General features: G+C 70.1%; 22 protein-coding genes and 1 pseudogene. 9 read left to right on the forward strand and 14 right to left on the reverse strand.

All coding sequences use genetic code 11. From position 1 onward, the window contains the following. The first annotated feature begins 139 nt into the window (after window positions 1–139). Window positions 140–415, forward strand: a complete 276-nt coding sequence (locus G5C51_RS04475; RefSeq protein ID WP_165231983.1) for a hypothetical protein — start codon at window positions 140–142, stop codon at window positions 413–415. Here G5C51_RS04475 and G5C51_RS04480 read toward each other — a convergent pair. The 5 genes from G5C51_RS04480 to G5C51_RS04500 all read right to left on the reverse strand — a co-directional run bounded on the left by G5C51_RS04480 (window position 376) and on the right by G5C51_RS04500 (window position 3798). Further along, window positions 376–2235: a zeta toxin family protein gene (locus tag G5C51_RS04480; protein WP_165231986.1), complete on the reverse strand. Its 1860-nt coding sequence runs from the start codon at window positions 2233–2235 to the stop codon at window positions 376–378. The two genes, G5C51_RS04475 and G5C51_RS04480, sit on opposite strands and share 40 nt — an antisense overlap. 1 nt (window position 2236) lies before the next feature. Continuing rightward, window positions 2237–2617 (reverse strand): hypothetical protein, encoded by a 381-nt coding sequence (locus G5C51_RS04485; RefSeq protein WP_165231989.1) that lies wholly within the window; start codon window positions 2615–2617, stop codon window positions 2237–2239. After that, window positions 2614–2817 (reverse strand): ribbon-helix-helix protein, CopG family, encoded by a 204-nt coding sequence (locus tag G5C51_RS04490; protein ID WP_165231992.1) that lies wholly within the window; start codon window positions 2815–2817, stop codon window positions 2614–2616. The genes G5C51_RS04485 and G5C51_RS04490 overlap by 4 nt, the downstream gene beginning before the upstream one ends. Window positions 2818–3023: 206 nt before the next feature. Beyond that, window positions 3024–3356, reverse strand: coding sequence for a hypothetical protein (locus tag G5C51_RS04495; protein ID WP_165231995.1), 333 nt, complete (start codon window positions 3354–3356; stop codon window positions 3024–3026). Window positions 3357–3495: 139 nt separating this feature from the next. Next, window positions 3496–3798, reverse strand: coding sequence for a hypothetical protein (locus G5C51_RS04500; RefSeq protein ID WP_165231998.1), 303 nt, complete (start codon window positions 3796–3798; stop codon window positions 3496–3498). Window positions 3799–3950: 152 nt separating this feature from the next. Here G5C51_RS04500 and G5C51_RS04505 point away from each other — a divergent pair, with 152 nt between their 5' ends. The 5 genes and pseudogenes from G5C51_RS04505 to G5C51_RS04525 all read left to right on the forward strand — a co-directional run bounded on the left by G5C51_RS04505 (window position 3951) and on the right by G5C51_RS04525 (window position 8339). Then, window positions 3951–4259, forward strand: coding sequence for a helix-turn-helix domain-containing protein (locus tag G5C51_RS04505; RefSeq protein WP_165232001.1), 309 nt, complete (start codon window positions 3951–3953; stop codon window positions 4257–4259). A 198-nt stretch (window positions 4260–4457) separates the two neighbouring features. Continuing rightward, window positions 4458–5453, forward strand: coding sequence for a hypothetical protein (locus G5C51_RS04510; protein WP_165232004.1), 996 nt, complete (start codon window positions 4458–4460; stop codon window positions 5451–5453). Window positions 5454–5514: 61 nt separating this feature from the next. Further along, entirely contained in the window at window positions 5515–6039 is a 525-nt protein-coding gene (gene tpg / locus G5C51_RS04515) for a telomere-protecting terminal protein Tpg (protein WP_420824782.1), read from the forward strand. After that, window positions 5991–7814 (forward strand): annotated as a pseudogene (gene tap, locus G5C51_RS04520) (telomere-associated protein Tap); the annotation flags it as partial. The gene tpg and the pseudogene tap, both read left to right, overlap by 49 nt. Before the next feature lie 3 nt (window positions 7815–7817). Beyond that, entirely contained in the window at window positions 7818–8339 is a 522-nt protein-coding gene (locus G5C51_RS04525; protein WP_165232013.1) for a hypothetical protein, read from the forward strand. 237 nt (window positions 8340–8576) lie between these two features. Here G5C51_RS04525 and G5C51_RS04530 read toward each other — a convergent pair whose 3' ends face one another. From G5C51_RS04530 to G5C51_RS04555, 6 genes are all read right to left on the reverse strand, one after another. Continuing rightward, a complete protein-coding gene (locus tag G5C51_RS04530; RefSeq protein ID WP_165232016.1) occupies window positions 8577–9047 on the reverse strand; it encodes a hypothetical protein in 471 nt (156 codons plus the stop codon). Between the two features lie 178 nt (window positions 9048–9225). Then, window positions 9226–10206, reverse strand: a complete 981-nt coding sequence (locus tag G5C51_RS04535) for a TniQ family protein (RefSeq protein WP_165232019.1) — start codon at window positions 10204–10206, stop codon at window positions 9226–9228. After that, window positions 10203–10808 carry a hypothetical protein gene (locus G5C51_RS04540; RefSeq protein ID WP_165232022.1) on the reverse strand — a complete coding sequence of 202 codons (606 nt, stop codon included), beginning with the start codon at window positions 10806–10808 and terminating at the stop codon, window positions 10203–10205. Before G5C51_RS04540 ends, G5C51_RS04535 begins: the two co-directional genes overlap by 4 nt. Continuing rightward, window positions 10805–11836, reverse strand: coding sequence for a TniB family NTP-binding protein (locus G5C51_RS04545; protein WP_165232025.1), 1032 nt, complete (start codon window positions 11834–11836; stop codon window positions 10805–10807). Before G5C51_RS04545 ends, G5C51_RS04540 begins: the two co-directional genes overlap by 4 nt. Continuing rightward, window positions 11833–13881 carry a helix-turn-helix domain-containing protein gene (locus G5C51_RS04550; protein WP_338118010.1) on the reverse strand — a complete coding sequence of 683 codons (2049 nt, stop codon included), beginning with the start codon at window positions 13879–13881 and terminating at the stop codon, window positions 11833–11835. Before G5C51_RS04550 ends, G5C51_RS04545 begins: the two co-directional genes overlap by 4 nt. Further along, window positions 13878–14582, reverse strand: a complete 705-nt coding sequence (locus G5C51_RS04555; protein ID WP_338118011.1) for a TnsA-like heteromeric transposase endonuclease subunit — start codon at window positions 14580–14582, stop codon at window positions 13878–13880. Before G5C51_RS04555 ends, G5C51_RS04550 begins: the two co-directional genes overlap by 4 nt. A 329-nt stretch (window positions 14583–14911) precedes the next feature. Between G5C51_RS04555 and G5C51_RS04560 the strand changes: the two genes are divergently transcribed. The 3 genes from G5C51_RS04560 (at window position 14912) to G5C51_RS04570 (ending at window position 17316) form a co-directional block, all read left to right on the forward strand. After that, on the forward strand, window positions 14912–15199 hold the full coding sequence (locus G5C51_RS04560) for a hypothetical protein (RefSeq protein ID WP_165232030.1): 288 nt from the start codon (window positions 14912–14914) through the stop codon (window positions 15197–15199). Window positions 15200–15385: 186 nt separating this feature from the next. Then, window positions 15386–16111, forward strand: a complete 726-nt coding sequence (locus G5C51_RS04565) for a ParA family protein (protein ID WP_165232033.1) — start codon at window positions 15386–15388, stop codon at window positions 16109–16111. Next, the gene (locus G5C51_RS04570; RefSeq protein WP_165232036.1) at window positions 16111–17316 is read left to right on the forward strand and encodes a ParB/RepB/Spo0J family partition protein; all 1206 of its coding nucleotides are present in this window, start codon (window positions 16111–16113) and stop codon (window positions 17314–17316) included. Before G5C51_RS04565 ends, G5C51_RS04570 begins: the two co-directional genes overlap by 1 nt. 756 nt (window positions 17317–18072) lie before the next feature. Here G5C51_RS04570 and G5C51_RS04575 read toward each other — a convergent pair. From G5C51_RS04575 to G5C51_RS04585, 3 genes are all read right to left on the reverse strand, one after another. Then, window positions 18073–18636 carry a bifunctional DNA primase/polymerase gene (locus G5C51_RS04575; RefSeq protein WP_165232039.1) on the reverse strand — a complete coding sequence of 188 codons (564 nt, stop codon included), beginning with the start codon at window positions 18634–18636 and terminating at the stop codon, window positions 18073–18075. Then, the gene (locus G5C51_RS04580; RefSeq protein ID WP_165232042.1) at window positions 18630–19388 is read right to left on the reverse strand and encodes a hypothetical protein; all 759 of its coding nucleotides are present in this window, start codon (window positions 19386–19388) and stop codon (window positions 18630–18632) included. The genes G5C51_RS04575 and G5C51_RS04580 overlap by 7 nt, the downstream gene beginning before the upstream one ends. 286 nt (window positions 19389–19674) lie before the next feature. Then, window positions 19675–20757 carry a TniQ family protein gene (locus G5C51_RS04585; RefSeq protein ID WP_165232046.1) on the reverse strand — a complete coding sequence of 361 codons (1083 nt, stop codon included), beginning with the start codon at window positions 20755–20757 and terminating at the stop codon, window positions 19675–19677. Window positions 20758–20895: the final 138 nt, after the last annotated feature.

Genomic DNA, 20895 nt, shown 5'->3' on the forward strand with positions numbered 1-20895 from the left:
CTCGCCCTGCGCCCAAACCCTAGATCCCCCGCATGCGGGCGGACGACCCCTCCCCCACCAGTCCTGCCGGCGCTACGGTGCCTGGTGTGGGCAGACACCAACCGCCCGTTGATCATTTCCGCGGGTAGGGTGACGCTCCATGTCCGATATCCCCCCCGCCGGCCATGACGGGCCGGCGCCGTCCGCGGACGCGGTCTCCGTCCAGATCAACACGGTCCTCGTTCTCCTGCAGCGCGCCCTCGTTGCCGAACGGCGCACCGAGCCGCAAGACTCCGTCCGGATCCAGCAGCTCGGCGAGCAGCGTGCGGCGGCGCTGCAGGATCTGCGCACTCTCCCCGGTGCCACCCCCCAGACGCTGCGGACGATCAGCGCCCGCTACGCGGCCCTGCACACCGAACTAGTCGAGGGTGAGTAGTCGCTGGCCGGCAGCGGCAACCAGGTGGCCGGTCCCGGCTGGGGCAGGCGCGGCGGCAGCAACCAGGTGGGCATCAGCGGCCGGGCCAATGCCGCAATGTCGTCGAGCTCGTCGCGGTACTGGGGCAGCTCTTGGCGCAGCCGCCGCTGCAGGGCAAGAAACCGCTCGGCCTCGCCGTCGGTGTAGGGGCGCATTCGCTCCGCGAGCAGCGACCACACCAGCCGCCCGGCTCCCGCGCCGGGTCCGGCGCCGGGTCCGGCGGCGGCGCCTTCGTGCCGCCACAGCGCCTGCCCCTCCCGGTTAATTATCGTCACCGCTGCCACCGAAGGGTGCGCTGCGACCGCGGCGATGACGTCCGGCACCGCTTGAAAGCAGGTGTCGTGCCCGGCCTGGGACGTGAACCGGCCGGGCAACCCCATGCCCACGGCCAAGGCGTAGCGGTGTGCCGTTGCCTGCCGGCTGTCCGCCTCCCGGACCGCCAGCGCCACCACCTCGACGCGGTAACCCGCCTGGTGAAATGGCAGAGCGGATGCCCAGAACTCGCCGGCGTCGCCTGGGGCGATCTCGATCGTGACGTTGCCGCGGCGGGCTCGCACGTACGCCTCGCTCTGGGTCATCCAGGCCCGGTAGTCGTCCCGGATGGCAGCGCCGGCGCTGCGCGGATCGTCCTTGAGGAGCTCCAGGTAGTCCGGGTGCAGCGACTTGAAGTGCTCCCCCACCAGGTGCGTCACGCCCTGCAGATCAAGCGAGCGGCGCACCAGGCCCGCGACGTCGGCCTTGCCGGCGCCCGGCTGCCCCAGTACGTACACCACCCTGGGCCGCTCGGTCGGGGTGATCGGCTCCAGCATGCCGGGCACGATCGCGTTGTCGAAGGTGTCCTTGTGCTCGGCGGCCGACAGACCGAGGAAGCGCACCCCGGGCCGGCCCGGCTTGATCCGCGCCTGCCGCTTGACCGGCTCCGCGAACGCGCTGGCCCGCTCCAGCGCCGGCCGCACCGCGACCTCCCGTTCCTCCGGCTGCGGCGCCCGGGCCAACTGCCGCTCCACCGTGGCCTGCTGGCCGCGAAATCGGCGGGTCTCCGTGGCCGTCCAGGGGCGCTTGCGCTCGGCGGCCACCGCCGTGCCGGCGCCGACGGGGTGTCGCCAGTGGCCAGCGGCCAGTTCGTTGGTGAAGAGCGGCTGAAGGTCGCGGCGTACGACCGCGATCCGGTCGGCGAGCTGCTCGGACTCGACGACACGCACCGCGTCTTCGAGGGCCGTCGACGCCGCGTCGTGGTTCTGCCAGCCCACGAACCGGCCGGTGCCTTCGGTGGTGACCTGGGCGAGGTAGCGGTGCAGCACAGCCAGTTGGCTGACCGCATCGGGCACCGCGACGACCACCAGCTCGATCCGGTAGCCCGCTGCCCGCCAGGCCGGCGCCGCCGTACGGAAGGCTTCCAGGTCCGCGAGGGTGGTCTCCACCACCGCATCGACGCCGCGGGCCCGCACTTGGGTTTCGAGGTTGTCCTGCCAGCGGCTGACCACCGGCCGCACCCGGGCGCCGGCCTCCCGGTCGTCGGCCTGCAGCAGCTGCGGGTAGTCCGGATGGTCGGGCCTGTATTTGTCGCGGCTGATCTGCACGGCCCCGCCACGGGCGGACAGCGCCTTGCAGATCCAGCCTCCGGCCGTGGATTTGCCCGCTCCCGGCTGCCCGGCAACGAACACCACCACCGGACGGTCCTGCCGCACGGCGCCGGCCAGCGCGCGGGGCAGGATCTGCCGGTGCAGGATCTGCTGCTGGCGGTCCGCGGGCAGCTGTCCGGGTGGGGTCGTCTCCGTCACGTCAGCCGGTCCAGGCGCGCAGCGTGCGGGCGACGCCGCGGAGGTCTTCTTCGCCGGCACGGACCGCGCCAGCGAGGGACCACAGCTCCTCCGGCTTGGCGGTGACGGCGTGGCCGGACAGTTGCAGGTAGGCGTCCGCGGCGGCATAGCCGACGACCAGGTTGTAGTCCTCGAACGGCTTGAGCACCAGCGCGTGGTGCAGGAAGGTCGCGGCCCGGGCTGCGGCGTCCTCGTAGTACGGCTCGCCGGCGATCTGCTCGTAGCGGTGCGCGCTGCCGGTCCAGTGCAGCGCACCCCAGTCGGCGATGCCGATGTTCTGCGGCGCGGCCTCCTCCTGGATGGTCAGCAGCCAGCCAGGATCGACATAGACGATCGGGCTCACCGCAGGCCCGCCGGCGCATCCTTCACGGCCTCAAGGGCAGTGGGCAGCGCCGAGCGCGCAGCGGTGAGGAAGCGCGCTTTGTCGGCGTCGCTGACCAGCAGCTGCTTGGCCCAGGAGCGCGTGGACATGCCCAGGCGCTCGGCGTGCTCGTTCACCCGGGCCAGCTCTTCCTCGGTGAGTTCCACGGAGATCTTCGGCATGCACCCATGATATCGCGGAATGCCTCCACCCGTGGAGGCATTCATGGAGGCATCGGAAGGCGGCGTGCCACGCCAGCCGGAAGGACGTAATTCGTGCAGGTCGGGGACTCACGCAACGCGGCCGCCACGCGCGCCATGAAGGCATCGTCAAATGATGCCGGTGCGGGCAGAGGCTGCGAAGGTGACCGGGTCTGGCGCCTGGTCGGTCACGCGGTGGGGTCCTCGCCGAGCAGCTGCTCGAGGGTGTAGCGCGGCGCCGACGGGTCGACCGAGGCGTTGATCGCTGCCTGGATGTCGGGGTGGGTGCGCAGCACCCATACATGCCGGTACTCGGTGATCAGGGCGCGGATGGCGTCAAGGCTGGAGGCGTCAGTGGTGCGGACGGCGTCGAGGCGGGCGGTGAAGGCGGCGAGTTCGGCGGGGTCGATGGCGGCAAGGGCGGCTTTGAGTTCGCCGATGGTCTGAGGGCCTTCGTCCGGCTCGATGCGGTACGGGCTGCGCGTGGGTGGAGTGCCCGGGTGTTCGGCGGCGGTGGTCACCGGGCCGCTCCGATCGCGTGGGGTCGGTCGTGATGGGGCACAGTCGCGGGGCGGGTGAGTCTGTTGGCAGGCCGAGAATTTTCCGCGGAAAATTCTCGGCTGCCTCTGCTGGCCGCTGCGTTTGGCGCCTCGGGGGTGGTCATGCGGCTGTCCGGCGGCGGCGGGGCGGCGGCTTGCGGCCGGCCTCCTTGTCGGCTTCCTTGCGGGCCTTGCGGTTGGCGGCCGCCTGCTCGAGCCAGCCGGGGTGCAAGTCCTCGATGAGGAGGCGGAGGTACTGGCTGGTGATGCCGGCCTCGCGGGCGACGGCCGAGAGGTGGCCGTGCTCGTCGGACTTCATCGCTTCGGCGACGGCGGCATCTAGGAGGGCTTCCTTGGCCTGCTCGGCCAGGTCGGCTGCCTTCGCTGCTTTCTCGCGCAGGGTGGCGAGGTCGGTCGTCGTCATGGGCTGATGATGACACGCTGGTAAGCCGTCTACAAGAAGCGCTTGTAAGTGACTTTTGAATGTGGTTGAGTATGCGTGATCCACACGGCGCGTAGCCGTGTATCCCTGTCTGTGACTATGCGCATTGCGCATGAGCAGTGAGGAAGCGAGATATGACCACGGGCAATCTGGACGGGCTGAGCTCCCAACAGGCCCTTCGTGTCACGGTGGCCGCTTTGATGCAGGCGTGCACCGAGACCCAAACAGATCTGGCGCGCGGGCTGCGGCTCACTCAGGGCCAGGTCAGCCGGAAGCAGACCGGTCACGGGAAATGGTCCATCGAGGACCTCGACAAGCTCGCCGCGCACTACGGCATCAAGGCGTCTGACCTTCTGGACGGCCCGACGGTGGCCGTCCAAGCACTCCCCCGGGTGCGGCATCTCGCGCTGGTGCGCAGCTCGCGGGAGCCGGTGACGGTTTAGTCATGTCCCAGAAAACACGGAACGCCTCCGCCGGCCGGGAGCTGGTAACTCCCGTTCGTGCCGGTGAGGCGTCCGCCGACCTCGCGGTAGGTCTGCTGTCGAGTGTACCCAGGGACGGTTGCCCTGGACACGGCAGTGGGCCGGTTAGGCCCTCAACAGGGCCGGAAAGGCCGAATCCAGGTGTCTCAGCATCGGGTGATGAGCCCGGACGACTGCGACAAGTGCCGCAGAATCTTCGCGGCGCTGGACGCACACCAGAAGCAGGAACCCAACCAATCGCTGACCGCTCGACAGATCGGCGCCGCCGTCGAGCTGAAGGAACGGGCCACCCGTGTCCACCTGACGCACCTGTACGAGCACGGCCGGATCGACGCCACCCGCCGCGCCCCGCTGGCCGGTGCCGCCGTCGGTCAGCCGATGCTTCCGGGAGCGCAGGAGTGGGCGGCCAGTGTGGTGGCCCCCGATCCGACGTGCCACAAATGCCTGATCGCCCTTTCCGGCAAGGGCTTCGACGGGGTGTACGACACGGAGTGGCTCGCCGCCGAGGCCGGTGAGTCGGTCCGGTCGATTGAGCGGCACCGGCCCCACATCGTGGCGTGGAAGCTCGCGAAGTTCACGCCCGTATCGATTCCCGCTGAGACCGCCGGCCGTTTCCAAGGGCGCGGCCGATCCCGGTTCACGTTGATGAGCGGGCTGTACGCGCGGCGGCTGACCGAGGCGGAGAAGGCGACGGTCCCGGCACGGGCCGCGGCCCTCGTCGGCAAGATCGACTGGTATGTGAAGGCCGGGGTCGACCACGAGGACCGGGTCGGAATCGAGATCGCCATGCGGTGGATGCTGTACGCCGGGTGGCCGGAAGAGGCGCTGCTGCAGGCTCTCGATGCGTCGAAAGAGCGGCAGGTGCGGCGCCCGCACGCCTACATGGCCAAGCTGTTGGCCAAGCTTCGCGAAGAGGACCCGGTCACCGGACAGGTCAGGCCGCGGCGGTATCTGGTGCCGGTGCGCGACCTGTACACCCCCCAGCTCGAGCGGCGCGGCGTGGCCTGCTCGGTGTGCGGCTCGGTCACCTGGACCGACTCCCCCACCGGCGGGGAGCACGTGTTGTGCGGTGGCGCGGTGTGCCTGGACGCCGGCATCGCACCGCAACGCGCCTCGTCCGATGCGTCCGTCACCCCGTTGATCCGTACGGCCTGACCGCGAGGAGGTATCCGTCATGGCCAGTGATGACGACAAGGTCTTTGATGCCTTCCGCGGCATGGTGCACACCAAGAACATCCCGGTGAAGCCGCAGACCCGGTTCAACCGACTGATCGCTGCGGTGAAGGGGTCGACGAAGGCGGCGGCCGAGCGGCTGGGGATCTCCCGGCGCCAGGTGCAGCGCTACCGAAGCGGCGAGGCCAAGATCGAGAATGCGAAGAAGGAGACGCAGGAGCGACTGGAGAAGGAAGTCCTCAAGGACCATCAGCCGCGGGTGCGGGCCGAGGCCTTGAAGCGGATGCAGGACAAGGGCCTGACGGTGGAGGCCCGAGCGTCGTTCGGGTTCTCCAGTGCCGCCGGCAGTACCGACGACCCGCGGCTGCGGCTGCTGACGCAGGAGATGCCCGATCATCTGCTGCCGGACATGTTCGACGCACTGCGCGACGGGGACCGGGAGCGGCTGAGCGAGCTCGTCGCCGAAGGCTTGGGCGAGGCGTACTTCCGGCAGTTCGACGCGCGCGCCCAGGGGCTCGAGGTCGAGTTCACCGATATCGACTACATCGACCTGTACCACTCGAGGTGATCACTGTGGCTGAGACGCGTACGAAGTACACCGCTCCCCTGATCGTCCTCGATGCGGTCGATGGTGAGCTCGTCGGCCACCTGCCGTCGGTGGAGCGGATGAAGGTGCCGGCCGAGGTGGTCGACCTGGCGACGGCCGCCGACTGGGCGCTTGCCGCCAGGATCGGCGCCGAGAGGATCAGTGAGTTGGGTGAGGACTTCGGGCCGGTGCTCATCCTCACGGCGGCCGCGACGGAACGCCTCGGCCTGCCGGTCGAGCTCGAGGACCGCAGAAACCTGCGGCTGGCGAAGGAGCACCCGGCAGCCGAGGCCCTGGCGGCGGCCGGCTGGTCGGCCTCACGGGCGGGGTTGGCTCCCTGGACCCATCTGTTCCGGGACCGGGACGAGGTGCACATCGGCGTCGTGCCGTGGGGCGGCCTGGGAGAGATGTACCGCTGGGGCGGCTTCGAAGAGGTCGCCGCCGATCCGCCGGCGCTGGCGTACGCGCTCGGCGTGTATGCCGAGCGCGTGATCCCTCCGAGCGGTTCCACCGCCGGCTGCTCGGTGGCGCTGATGGAGGCGGTCCGCCCGCCGACGAGACTGGTCTTCGACCGCGGGACCAAGCGCAGGAAACGGGTACCGGTCGAGACCTCGCTGTACCAGCCGATGGCACCGGCGCCGCCGGAAGCTCCGGACGAGCATCCCCTCGCCGAAGGCCGCACCCGGGAACAGGCCCAGGACCCCGCGCATGTGCTCTTTGAGGAGGCGTACGACTGCTCACGGCCGCCGAGCCAGGCAGAGGGCGAGCTGCCGTACGTGGTGGGTCTGGACATCAACACCGCGTTCCTCGCCGCGGCGAACCGGCTCACGGTCGGGCTCGGCGAGCCGGTGCACACCGAGGGGCCGAGCTTCGATCCGAAGCTGCCCGGGGTGTGGCTGGTCGATCTCTCCGGCGCCGAGCTGTTCATCAAAGATCTGCACACCAAACAGTGGCGGCCGATGCCGGACGGCTTCCCCTCCCCCTTCACCCCGACCGGCGAGCCCCCCACCGGACCGGCCTGGTACGCGACTCCGACCCTGACGTACGCGCGCGAGCTCGGCGTCGACGTGCGGCCGACCGAGGCATGGATCCGGCCGGAGGCGGTGGTTCCCGGGCCGGGTGGCCCGCTGACGGTCAAGCCGGGCGGCTATCTCGACCTGTGGCAAAAGCGGCTGCGGGACGCCTACATGGACACCCTCGCGGAGCTGAAGGTCACGCCGGACATGGGCGAGGAGGAGTTCCTCGCCGCCATGGCGACGATCGACAAGAGCGATCCGGAGCTCGCCGCCGTGCTGAAAGCGATCAAGCAGACCGCGAAGGGCGGCATCGGCAAACTGCGGGAGCGGCCTCGGGGCCGGCGGGAGGGCAAGCACGCCGAGTGGCCGGCACTGAAGCGGCCGACATGGCGGCCGGACATCCGGGCCGCAGTGCTGTCCAACGCCCGCGTCGGCACGCACCGGAAGATGGTGAAGTCCTGGCAGGCAACCGGGTTGGTGCCCCTCGCGGTGATGTCGGACTGCGTTGTGTACCCGTCCGCGTATCCCACTGCACGGGCCGTGGTGCCGCGGAAGGAGGACGGCAGTCCGCTGCCGGGCGGCTTCCGGCTGGGCCCGAACCCCGGTTACTGCAAGGAAGAGGGGGTGCGGTCGATGGAGTGGTACCGGGACCTGATCGCCAAGGGCGCGGAGAAGAACGTAAAGATCAACCCAGGCCGGTACATCAAGGAGGGCCGCGACGCGGTCCTCGAGGGGGAATGAACGATGCAGAGCCCGGACTATCCCGTCGTCGACGCGCCGGCCTTCCCGCTGTTCTCCATCACGCCCACGGGCGAGATGATCCTGCTGCAACCGGTCCCCCGCACCGCCGCGCCCGAGCTCGACGAGGCATACACGAACGCCGCGTTCGACAGCACCTCAGACACGGATCACATGCCGGGGACCGGGGTCAACATCGACGTGCATTGGCGCGTGGCCGCCGACCTCTCTCACGTACTGCTGGTTCTCAACGGCCGCACGCCGCGGCACTTCAAGCTCGGGGTCCGCCTCGGCGCCACCGAGGACCGTGAACGCGACTTCTTCCTCGACATGGCCCGCCACCATCAGCAGGGCGGCCCGGTTGTGCTGTTCATCTACCCGGACAAGGAAGACGTGGTCCGGGCCATGGCAGCGCTGCAGAAGGGCGACCCGCTGTTCACGCATCTCGGCATCGGCGTCGAAAGCGATGTGTACTGCCGGCCGCTGCTGCGCCTGGCCCGCGCAACCACACAACGGCCAGAGCAGTGAGCAGCCCCGGAGCCACTCCCCCGGCCCTCAGCCGCAGGCCAGTTCATCGGGAACGCCTCACTGTCCTGTCTCAGCGGACCTGTCCGTCGATCGCGCTGTGACCTGGGGTTGGACAGGTGATGTGAGACGACGTCCAGGCTCGCGTCTCATTCGGTGTGGCCAGGCAGCAGCCCCGCGGAGAATCTCATCGAAGTGGCCAAGAGGGTTTCCGTGGTGCTGTGGGTGGGCGGCTGGGTCTCACTCGGGGCGGTAGCGCAGGTCGAGCGAGTCGGTGCGGTGACCCCAGTGGAGCGTGAGGGACCAGCAACCTGCTTCCGGCAGATCGATGATGGACGCCCCGGGCCAGGGGGAGATTGTGCGCTTCTCTGTCCGTCCGTTCACGGCGAGCACGGCTGTGATCCGCAGTTCGCCTGCCGATTCGGCCGCTGCCTCGCGGGGGATGAACCTGACCTTGTTCTGGCGTCCCCCCTTGAATGTTGACCGTTCGGTCAGGGGGTAGCCGAAGACCACCGCGACGATCTGGCGGCGGTCGCTGAGGATGAAGTGGTCTGTGGTGCCGTGGGTGAATCCGGCGTTGGCCCAGTCGGGAAGCTTCCCGGAGCGCATCGCGGGCCGGCAGCTGTCAGCGGTGCCCGTTCTGTTGGCGGACGAGGACTCGCGGGTGGTCTTCGTGGCGGGCTGTTCGTTGGTGCAGCTTGCCAAGGTCACGGTGCTCAGGATGATTGCTGCGAGCACTCCGGGCCGGCGAAGTGTCAGGTGTCGTAAGTAGGCTGGCCGAGCTGCGTAGTGGGTCATGTCGAGCGTCGTCCCCTTCTGTCGGGGCCTTGGACGTTGGTGGCGCCATCCCTGGATTACCCCGCGATCCACCTTGAGGTTCCCGCTGCTGTCAGTAGAACGGCCAGGGCGAGGTTCGGAAGTCCCGGCTGGGGCGGTTTGGTGGGGTGGGGCGGGTGGTCTCGTCGGGGTCGAGGGCGCCCCAGGCTCTCCAATGGACTCGGCAGAATTTGTGCTGGATGACGCGCCCCTTGATCCAGTCGAAGAGTGGGTCGTCCTCCTCGGTGAGTTGGTAGCCGGCGAGGATTTCGCGGCGGGTGATTTCCTCGACGTAGCGCTGGGGGCTGCCTTCGCCGAGGTAGAGACGCTGTTCCCAGTGGCGAGAGGCGAGCAGTCCGGTGAGGGCCACGATCTCGGCATGGAAGATCACCGGTAGCAGGAGATCTTTGCGGATCGGGCGCCGGTTGGCGGCAGCGAGGTTGAGCATGCGGCGGACGATTTCGTGTTGTGGCTGGAACTCGCGTTCCTTGTGCCATTGCAGGTAGATGCTGCGGGCTTCGTGGAAGCGTTCGCGGACCCAGCGCCGGCCGTGCCGGACGAGGAGGTTGCGGTGGTGGCGTTGGGCCCGGCAGACGCGGGGCAGGCGGCGTAGATCGGCTTGGTCGTCGATGCGGTGGCAGCCTTCGCCGATCCAGAGCCGGTGGCGCAGGCAGACGTTGCGGTCGTGGGTGGTCCAGCAGGTGACAGGCTCGGTGATTCCCATCGCGCGGGTGCAGCGGCGGCAGGCAGGCCGCTTGAGGGCTCGATGGCGGCTGGTGGCGGGTCGTTCGATGCAGCCGGGTTCGTCGGTGTACTGCTCGGTGATGAACTCCGGCATCGCCAGGCGGAGGTTGTGGACGGGATAGCCGCTGAGCGTGGACAGCGGCTCGAGCAGCTTGCCCATCGGCGTCTTCTTGAGCATCCGGACGCCGAGGTGTTCGCGCAGTTCCTCGATGCGCAGGTGGTTCGCGGCGGCCAGGCGAGCAAGGTAGGAGTTGACGGTCTCGTCGTGGAACGGCCGCGCGGTGCAGGGAAGCTGCCGGTGTGGGATCACGGGCGGCCGCCGGGGTGCTGGCGCAGGAAGACGTTGAGCGTGGAGTACGACACCGAGACGGAGGCGTGGTCCATCAGGTGCTGCCAGATCGCGCGGGTGGTCATGCCGTCTCCAGCCAATTCGCCGATCAGAGGGGCGTGGGCGTCGAGAACGGGTGGTCGGGCTTCTTTGGGCCGTTCTCGCCGGGGCGGCAGCGGGGTGTTCAGGGCGAGGCGGGCGGTGCGACGGTCGACGCCGTGCCGGACGGCCAGGCAGCGGAGTGGAAGGCCGTGTTGTTCGGCATCGCGGCGGATGCGCTGGCGCAGCCGGAGCAGGTGCTCCGGGGGCGGTGCGGCGGCGGTGTGCAGGTTGGTGCGGCGACGAGGGATGAGGATGTCGGTCAGGGCCTGGGTGAGTACGTCCGGCGCATAGCCGCTGACGGCTGCGAGCCGCTCCAGGCGGGGTTTGCCGAACCAGGCCGGCGGCCCGGCGAGATAGCTGTGCAGGCCGCTGGGAGACAGGTGATTGGCGCGGGCCAGGCGGCGGATGAAGGAATCGGTGCCCTCCCCCAGATGCGGCCGGACGGTGATCGGCAGCAGTGTGGTCAGCGGTGGTGCGGTCATCGGCGGCGCTTCTTCGAAAGGGGCTTGTCGTGTTGCTGGGCGGTGTAGTCCAGCGGGACGCGGTCCAGGCCGGCGCGGGTGAGTTTCTCGGTGCCGGTGAGGATGGCATCGATGGCGGCTCCCCGGATCTGGTGCGACAGAGCGCCGATCATGCCGCCGGTGCGGGTGTGCAGGTAGCGGTCCAGACGGCGCAATGTCCCGGCCTGGTGGTCCAGGAGGCAGAGGGTGTCCTCCAGCTGCGCGACCAGTCCTTTCCACTCGGTCCCGTAAGGGAAGGGGTGGGTGGGGATGAGGGTGAACCGGCCGGCGATCTGGCCGCCGCGGGTGCCGGCGAACATGCCTTCCTTCTCAACATCGATGCCGGCGTAGACGAATGTCACCGGGATGCGTTCGGAGAAGTACTTCAGGGTGTCGGAGACCTCGGCGCCTTGCCGGGTGGTCAGGGAGATGTTGTGCAGCTCGTCGACGAGTACCAGGCCGCAGCGGGTGTCGGTGAGAACACCGACCACGGCCTCGATGAGGTCGGTGATGTTCGAGCGGGTGCGGACGGGCAGGCCGAGGAAGCGGGCGAACTCCGCCGCGACCATGCGGGCCGTGGCCGCGGGCGGGACGGTGATGTAGACGACCGGGATCCGGTCGGTGATGCCGGGGTGGCGCTTGCGGTCGGTCAGCTCGTGCCGCAGGCCGAGCTGAGTGATCGCGGTGGTTTTGCCGGTGCCCGCCAGCCCGGAGACGATTAGCCCGCGGCGGGCGCTGATCGCATGCCGGTTCAGCAGCACCAGGCGGCTGCCGACGATGATGGTGTGCTCGATGGCGGAGGTGGCGATCACGAGCATCCGGGTGTGGTGATCGAGCCGGTCCTCGTCGTAGCGCTCCCGCTCAGCGGCCGGCAGCTGCCGCCACTCGCTGCGGGACAGCCGGGCGGGAATCTTCGGGACCTGGCCGACGAAGTCGCGCCAGCCCTCCTTGGTGGTCAGCTGACGCTCGGGCGCCTCGGCGCCGCTGGGCAGCGGAAGCGCGGAACTCATCGCCGCCTCCAAGGGTCTTCCAGCGGGTCGAACAGCCCGAGCGGGATGACCTCCGCGCTCTCCTGCTCCGGTGCGGCCTCCGATTCACCCGCGTCGTGATCGTGCTCCGGCTCAGGCGCCGGGATGGCTTCGCGGGCCGCTGCCCGGGTGCGTGCCGCAACGCGGTCGCGCCGTTTGCTGCCGGGGCCGGGCGGGCCGCGGTGGGCGCGATCGAGCAGCGCGGCCACCGCCGCCGCTCGTTCCTGCTCGCTGCCGTCTGGCAGCTCGCGGCGGGCATGGTCCCAGGCCAGCTCGCCGAACGGGCCCGGGACGGTGGACAGATGCCGCCAGGGAACGGTGATCCAGCCGTCCTGTGGGTGGCGTACCCAGATCCGGGAGACGTCGTAGGGATCGTGGTGGATCTCCCAGAGTCCGCGGTGGACCCGGTCCCCGGAGTCCTGCCGACGCAGCGGGTTCAGCTCGGCGCAGTCATAGCGGCGGTGGTTGACCTTGATGCCGCCGGCGCCGATGGTCCGCCAGCAGGCCGGCAGCAGTTCCACGTAGTCGTCGCCGCTGAGCGCGACCGGGACGTAGCCGGCCGCGGCGACCAGGGCGGCGTACTTCTCGTTCGGGGTGAAGGCCCGTCCCGGCGCCGCCGGGTCGCGTAGCCCGTCGTGACGGTGGTTTTGCCACCTGGCGACGAGCCACTCATCCAGCAGCTCCTGCATCTGCAGCAGCGACCACAACGGCCCGCCCTCGATGTCGCTGCCGCGCATCTCTGCCGAGCGGCCCAGGTGACCGGCCACGAACTGGCAGAACATCGTCGACACCGACTCCAAGGTCCGCTCGATGTGCGGTTTGTCGGTCGGGGTGCCGGGGTGGGCCGGTTGAACGCTGATGCCCAGCGTCCGGCATGAGGCGCGGAAGTTCCGTGACAAGAACACCGCGCCCCGGTCGCAGACGATCAGCTCGGGAACGATCACGGGTCGGGCCGCGGCGTGCTCCAGCCGTTGATCGATATCCGTCAGCGGCCGGTGCGGCAGCACCGACCGGGCCATCGACAGCGCCTGCGACCAGCCCGGCCGCATAGGCTCGGGTGTGACCGCGCGGGCCAGCAGCAGCGAGGCATCCACCGACTTCGTCGTCGGCCGCAGCACCGCTGCCAGCACCGTGCGTGTGGCGAGATCGACCATGCCGGTCAGCGCGACCCGTCCCGGCACTCCCGCATCGAGCAGCACTGCGACGTCGAAGGGCGTCGAGTCGATCTGCACCAGCTCACCGGGACGGTCCGCTGTCACCCCACTGAACGGATCCTCCGGCCGGTTCGCCAGCGAGCGGCGTGTGGCAGCCGATCCGGTGGCATGCCCGCCGGCGTCGACCTTCGCGAACAACCGGTAGAAGGTGGCGCGGGACGGCATCGCCACCACCCCCTCCCCGTGCTCCGCCGCCAGGATCCGCTGCGTGCGCCAGCGGAAGAACTCCACCGTCTTCGACGACTCGTCCACCGCTTCGGCGAGCGCCTGCCGCAGCGCGGCCACCACTCGCTGATCACAGCGGGCCGTCAGCGGCACTCCGCCGTCCCCGCGTCGATCAAGCAGCCCCGCCAGCCCGTGCTCTTCGTAGCGTTTGCGCTTGCGCCGCAGGGTCCGCTCGGAGCAGCCCGGAACGCCGAGGGCCGCCAGCTCGGCCGCCTTGGCCCGCTCCCGGGCCGCCAGGGTGTGCACCGCCGGGTCGTACTCGTGCCGCGGCCTTGCGCCCGCCTCCGCCGACGGGATCATCCCGGTCAGCACCTCGTGCAGGTGCTCTTCCCACCACTCCGCCGCGCGCACCGCCTCCGCCGTGGCCCCGGCCAGGCGGCTGGGCTGCGGCAGCGATAGCCGCTCCGCGTGGCCCAGAATCCGGAAGCCCTCGGACATCTGCAGGTGCGGCAGCTGCAGCACGATCACCGCCCCGTCGGCGTCGGCCAGCCGCACCAGCGTGCCCTCCAGACCGACCACGCTGTGGACCCGGTCCTCGAACCGCACCTGATCACCGACCCGCAGCCCGGCCGGCCATGCCCCGCTCACCGGATATCACCGGCCGCCGGGCCCACCACGGTCTCGGATCCCAGCAGGGCCGCGTCCACGTCCACCGCCAGCTGCTGCCGCCAAAGCAGGTGGAACAGCACCGGCAAGACCGCCAGCGGAGGCCCCACGGCCTCGGCGCCGGCGCGCAGGGGCCCGGGGACGGCGAAGACCTCACGAAGACGCGCGGCGATCTCCGGCCGCATGCACCGCGGATGCCGGTAGCCGGCCAGCCACCGCAGATTCGCCTCCCGCACCGCCGCCGGGCACCCGATCCGGGCAAAGTCCCAGCCGACCCGGCCGCAGGCCTCCGCCGTGGCCGCGAACGCCTCGGCATCCTTCTCCCGGATCCGCTCGTCCGCGCGGACGTCCACCACCACAGCCGAGCCGTCGGCGCGGCGCACGAAATAGTCCGGAGGGTGCCGTCGAAGGCGCCGGCCATCGTGCCAGTGCAGCCAAAACGGCTGGGATGAGATCCCGACAACGGCCGGGTCGAAGTCCAGCCCGATCAGTACCGACCGCTCCAGCCAGGACTCGTAGCCCACATCCGTGCCCGTGGTCGCGGTCCACCACCAGCCCGTGAAGTTCTTCTGCCCCCGATACGCCGGGAAGGACCGTGACGGCCGGCACTCCTCGAAGCGCACGTCCCAGCAGGCACTCAGCGCGGACCGGACCACCCGGCCCAGGCCGTCGACGTACTCCACCTCGAATGGATCCGCCCCGCACAGAGAGACAGCCGCTCCGATCGCACCCGCCATGCCCACCCCCGGCACCGCCCAGCACCGACACCACCGAGCGTACGCAGCAGCTCTGATCCACTGGCCAGGTTCGTGAGACTTCTCCCCGAAGGTGGCCAGACCAAGTGAGATCTGGCCACGTCGTCAGAGACGGGACACTCACGGCGTGCGTCGCGTAACGCCCGCCCCGGTTGTGCCTCGAATTTTCCGCGGAAAATTCTGGTCCCCTCGGCCGCGCCCCGGCGGCGGGGGGCAATGACGATGTCCCGTCTCTCACGTGAAGGAACGGCGAGGCCATGAAGCTCAACGCGGACAAGTCCATCCGGCAGGTTCAGCGCCACCACGTTGCCCAGCACGCTCACCAGGCCATCTGGGACCGACGCGTCAACCCCAACCACGCCGTGCTGAGCGTGGAACGCGACCCCGATCGCCCCGAGGCCGTGATCCTGCACGTCAATAGCGGCGGCAACGCCATCGCCTGCCGCAACCACTTCCAGCGCGCTGGATACCGGGTCGAGGACACCGACTACGACCCCTTCGCCGACGGCAACTACGGCGTCAGGCTGCGCATCCTGCCCAAGTGAGTAGCAGGTCGGCCTCAGCAGGCATCATGCGAACGGTGTCGAGCAGCGCGACACGCGACAACCCGTGAGTCTCACGCTTGATCATCTGTAAGACTGAGCTCACAACTCATCCGAAGTAGCTGAGCCCTACGCCAAGGGGGCTCGGCGAAACTACGGAAGGAAATCATGGCCAGAGTTCACACGTCTATGAGCGGCAAGGGCGGCGTCGGCAAGTCGCTTCTAGCCTTCAATCTCGCCGCTGTCTGTGCAGACGTCCGCGGCTACCAGCCAAACGGCAAGCCCTACGTGGCCCTTGCATCCGCCGACCCGCAGGGAACTTCCCTCTGGCGCGCGAACCGGATTGCGGACTGTCCCTTCGATCAGCTGGACATCTCCGAAGAGGCCGGGAACCTGCACCAGCTCAAGAAGCTGTCGTACGCGCACATCTTCGTCGACACCCCCGGGTGGACACCTCCCACGCCCGAGCAGTTCGAGAAGAACAACGACCCGTTCCAGCGGGTGATGTATGGCCCGCTGCTGCGCGAGCTGCTTGAGGTCTCGGACGACGTGATCGTGCCGATGTTCCCGGAGAAGGACTGCTACGAGCCGACGTGGCAGACGATCAAGTGGGCCGTGGAGCCGGCCAAGGTTCCCTACCAGGTCGTGATCAACAACTGGAACCCGATGGAATCCAAGTCGTATGTGACCGGCACCCGCATGTGGTGCGACAACCACCAGTTCCCTACGGCGAACACGGTCATCCGTCGGTATCGCGTACACACCAACGCGAACAACGTCGTCACCCGCTACGAGCCCAGCGGCGGCGCGGCGAAGGCCCGCGAGGACTTTTACCGCCTGGCCCTCGAGCACGGGCTGAAGGGCGCGGACGATCGGCTCAAGCAGCTCATTGAGGCCGAAGGAGCAGCCGTCTGATGGCCGGTACCCGTACTTCGCTGGCCGAGGAGATGGCCGGCACTCTCGTCGGCGACGAACTGCCAGCCGACAAGCAGACCATCCAGCGCCGCCGAGGCGTCCCCGGCTCCGAGGGCCCGGCGAAGTTGCTGCCGATCAAGCAGTGTCTTCCCAACCCGCGCAATCCTCGGGAAGAGCTGGGCGATCTGTCGGACCTGAAGGGCATCAAGGAGCGGCAGCTGCAAAGCTGCCTCGCGATCACCCCCGAGGCGTACCTCAAGCTGTGGCCCGAGGACCGGGAGCGACTGGGTGCCGGCCCCGACGACGTCGTCATCATCAACGGCAACCGGCGCCGGGCTGCCGCCGAGAAGTACGGCCGGGCCAAGCTCGTCGTCGTCGTCGACGACGGTATCGCCACATCCCGGGCCAGCGTGCAGCGCGCTGCGTACGACGAGAACACGGGCCGCCGCGACTTCGACCCGATCGAAGAGGCGCGGGCCGTGATGGGCATCGTTGCCGAGTACGCCACCGCCAAGGAGGCCGCCAAGGCTGAGGGCTGGTCGGCGCCGTGGATCTCGCAGCGCAAGAACCTGCTCAAGCTCCACCCCGAGCTGCAGGGGCAGGTGCGTGCCCACGCGGCCGGCGGCAAGGGGCTGTCCATCCGCATGGCGCGAGAGCTCGGTTCGGTGAAGGGCATTGAGGGGATGTCGCTCGCCGAGCAGGAGGAGGCACTCGCCGTTTTGCTGCGGGACGACGCCGCGACGAAGTCGTCGGAGAAGCAGGCGCGGAAGCAGGCGAAGGAAGAGAAGAAGAGGACGGCGGGGAAGTCGGAGAAACCCGCTGCCGCTCCGACCGGCAGCCCGGAGGGGCAGGCCGATGGGTCGGCAGGACCGGAATTTTCCGCGGAAAATTCTGGGACCACTCCCCCGGTGCCGCTGCCAGGGCAGCGACCGGACGCCTCGGACACCGCCGGCGCCGATGCAGCCGACGCCGCGGCGACCGACGGGGCCGACGTCGACGTCAAGCAGGAGGAGCCGGCCCTCGATGCCGATGGCGGGCAGGACGACGATGGGCCGGCCTGGCTGATGCCGGTCGATGCGGTGCGGTACTTCTCGGAGATGTTCCTCGAGCAGGCAGCCGTGCGCGGCATCACCGCCGAAGAGGCTATGTGGGAGGCGTTCAACGCGATGCGGAACGGTCCCGCAGTCGTTCCGGAAGCCAGTTAGCCGGTAGGCGTAGAGGTGGGCCCTGGCGGTGCGATGTGCGCCGCCGGGGCCTTCTTCGTGCCCGTGCGGTGGCCCACTGGCGAAGGCGGGGGAGGGGATGCACCGTCCGGCGGCGGGCTGAGGGGGGCATCATCCGACTTGGCCCTCATGCATCCGAGTGACGAGGGGAGCCCAGCGTTGTGCCTCGCGCCAGACGACGCATACAGTCCCAGGCGCAGGGGCGTTCTCCGGCGTCCTAGTGCCCTCGCGGCAGTGAAGGAGCTCAGCTTCACCGGAGACCAAATCATCAGCGGCGGCTCCCGCTCTACGGGGGCCGCCGCTGTCTTGGGGCCGCAGACAGTCGGCCCCCGGTCGAGGCGTGTGGGTCAGATTTCTCCGCGGAGAATCGTGCCACGCACCGAACCCGCCGCCGGGTGCACGGCGTGGCGACCGAAACCGCCACCCGGTGCACGGCGTGGCGACCGAAACCGCCACCCGGTGCACGGTCCGCCCCTTGGTCCGCTCTACGGTCCGCCCGGCTCCGCTGGGATTTCCGCAGGTAGAAGAGATTCCCCGGCCCTTGCCGCGTGGTGGCACCGAAACCGCCAACTGATGCACCCCCTCTCACCAGCGGAGTATGCGGGGTGCGCATAATTTGTGAACTGGGGACATACGCGGCTACGCCCGGCTCGCCTTCGAAGAACCGGGCGCAGCATGCATCCCCCGCTGAGTGGCGAATTTTCCGCGGAAAATTCTCGACCGGGCTGCGCCGGGCGGTCAGTGGGCATCGCGGGTGGCCCTCTCCCGTGCAGGGGTGAGGAGATCGCGCAGCCAGGCGGGCAGCGGCCGGATCGGGGCATCGTGGGTGATGGCGTACGGGGTGCCGGCGACGATGGATCCGGGGCCGATGAGGTAGCCGCCGCTGCGCCGGCCGGGGGCGCGGACGTCGATGCCGGCGCCGAGGCCGGCGCGTCCGTCCGAGCTGCTGGTGATGGTCCTGGCGGCGGGGGCCCGGAAGTACAGGTGCAGCCCGCCGCGGGGCGTGCGTACGGTCAGCGTGTCGGGCCACGGCTGGCCGTGCGTGCCGCACAGTGCGGTGAAGGCGTCGACACCGCCGTCGGGCTCATCGAGGTCGAGGCCAGTGAGGCGGCTCGGCCGGCAGGCGACGCCGATGTTGTCGCCGGTCCGCCAGGTGCGGCGGATCAGCTCGGGGTCGGTCATCGCGGTGTGCTGCCAGCCGGGGCCGGCGGGGCGTCGGCTGCCGAGCGACAGCGGGAAGACCGCGAGGCCGCGGCCGGCGAGGTCGGCCGCGGCGGTGGGGGAGGGGCCGGAGTTCAGCACACGCAGTGGTAATCGTGGCCGGGGTCGCCGAGGATGCCGCCGCACTCGCACTCGGGGCCGTCGTCCGGGTCCGGCTCCTCGAGGATGCCGTAGGCGTCACTCCAGCCGTCGGCGCGGCAGCCGTCGCAGAGCAGGCCGGCGATGGCGTAGCCGCCGCAGGAGCGGCAGGAGCCGTCTCCGTCGGGCAGCTCGGGGGTGTCCTCGTGGATCTCGGGGAAGTTGGGGTGCCGCACGCCGCTGAAGATCAGGATTCCGCCGGCTTCGCGCTGCTCGCCCCAGGGCAGTTCGGGGAGGGTGACCCCGCATTCGAGGACCTCGTCGCACTCGGTGCACTGGTAGGTGTCCCACCAAGCGGTCTCGACGAACAGGGAGCCGGGGTGCCGGTCGACGTGGGTGAGACGGCCGGTGCACCCCTGGTCGCGGTCCGGGCAAGGGGCAGCGTGATCACAGCCGCCGGAGCAGCGGCACGGCCGGTCGATACCAGCGGGGCGCCACACCGCTTCGGCGTGCGCGCGCTGGGTGGGGGTGGCGTCGGCGGGCAGGGCACGCACGCCGAGCTCCTCGGCGGTGATGCCGTCCGTGGCCTCGGCCGCGGTGGGGTGCAGCACGTATGCGACGGCCGGCGGCTTGGGCTCGGTCGGCGGGGTGGCGGCGGTCTCGTCCCGCACCCGCCTGATCGCTTGTTGGTAGCCGATTCCTTCGGTGCGCTGGAGTTCGCGTGCGGCCTTCTGCTCGGCATTGCGCTTGGGCATGACGTCCTCCCGGTCCCGGGGTTCGGGTTCCCACGCCACCCGCCCGGCACGGCGGATTCGTCAGCTCGGCTGCATGTGCTGTCTGTTGAGCCGGCATCCCGGGGGACCTTCGTACCGTCGATGCCCGGCGGCGTGGGCGCGCGGGTGGCGGTAGGGGCGGCGGTCTCCGCCCGTCATGAGAACGCTACCGGGTGCCTCTGACACTGCGGCGCGGCTCGGGCATCCGCCCCCGCTGGGGTGACGAATTTTCCGCGGAAAATTCTCGGGCTGGCCGCGGCGGGGGTGGTCAGCGCTTGCGACGGGTGCCGGCACATTCGGGGTAGGGCACCCATTGGCAGCTCAGGTTGCGCCCGCGGCACTTGGGACAGATCTCGCTGGTGGCGGTGAGCGGCAGCCCGTAGACCCACATCAGGCAGGACGGTGCCCGCATCGGCCCGTGCTCGTGCGGCCGGGGCCGGTGGTGCAGTTCGGGGAGGCGGTTGAAGCGGCGTTCCGGGGTGCTGCGGCCGGCCACTTTGACGGGCGGCTCGGCCGGGTGCAGGCGCAGCCAGTGCCGCACCGGCTGCAGCTCGCGGCGGGCGAGCGGGCCGGCGGGGGCGAGCCGTCCGACGCCGGTCAGCCACTTGTCGGCGTTGACGCCCTTGCGGCGGCGGCGCTCCTCCCAGCGCCACAGGGTGTCGGCGAAGGTGACGGCCTCGGGATAGACGACGACGGGCGCGGCCCGCCGGCGGCGCCGGGCGAGGCCGAGGGCGTCCTCGCGGGCCCGCCAGACGTCCGGCGCGAACAGTCCGGACACCCACCACCAGAGCATGATCTGGTGGGCGTCGACGACGAGGGCGTCCGCGACCGGGCCGAGCCGGTGCAGCATCTCGCGGTGCGCGGTCAGCGCCCGGCCGAGCTCGGGGACCGGCCCGGTGTCGACGAGGTATCCGCCGTCGTCGCCGGCGAGCCAGCGCCGGCCGCAGCCGCAGGGGTGCCACCGGTAGCCGTTGGCGACCAGCCACGCCCCGGGCTCCATGCACAGCGGGCAGGCCGGCAGCGGCGGGCCGCCGTACGTGCGCGGCCATGCTTCGAGGCGCACCGCGCCGTTGCCGCCCGTGGTGGGCAGCGCCTCGGCGAGTTGGCCGGGGGAGCGGTGTACCAGGGTGGCGAGCTTCTCCACCGCGGCGGTGGGGAGGAGGACCTCCTCGCGCGGCGGGGCGAGGCCGTCGTCGGGCAGCTCGAGCCCGCCGTCGGTGAGGGCGGCGAGGAGGCGGGGGAGCGGTACACCGTTGGCCGCGGCTGTGCGCGTCAGGTACGAGCCCGTGGTCTCGCCGTGGATCAGCGGGACGCGGAGAGCCAGATCGTCTGCGGCGAGCGGCGCGGTCATGTCGGCACCCTATTGCTGATCACTGACAGCGTCAGCCGACTGCCGCGCGGGCGGGATGTCCGATGACGCAGGGTTCGCGATCCGGCGTTGGCTACCGGGGTAGCCAACGCCGCAGAAGCCTGGAGCGGAGGGGTAGCC

The organism is Streptomyces coryli, assembly GCF_011044975.1.
Lineage (GTDB): Bacteria > Actinomycetota > Actinomycetes > Streptomycetales > Streptomycetaceae > Streptomyces > Streptomyces coryli.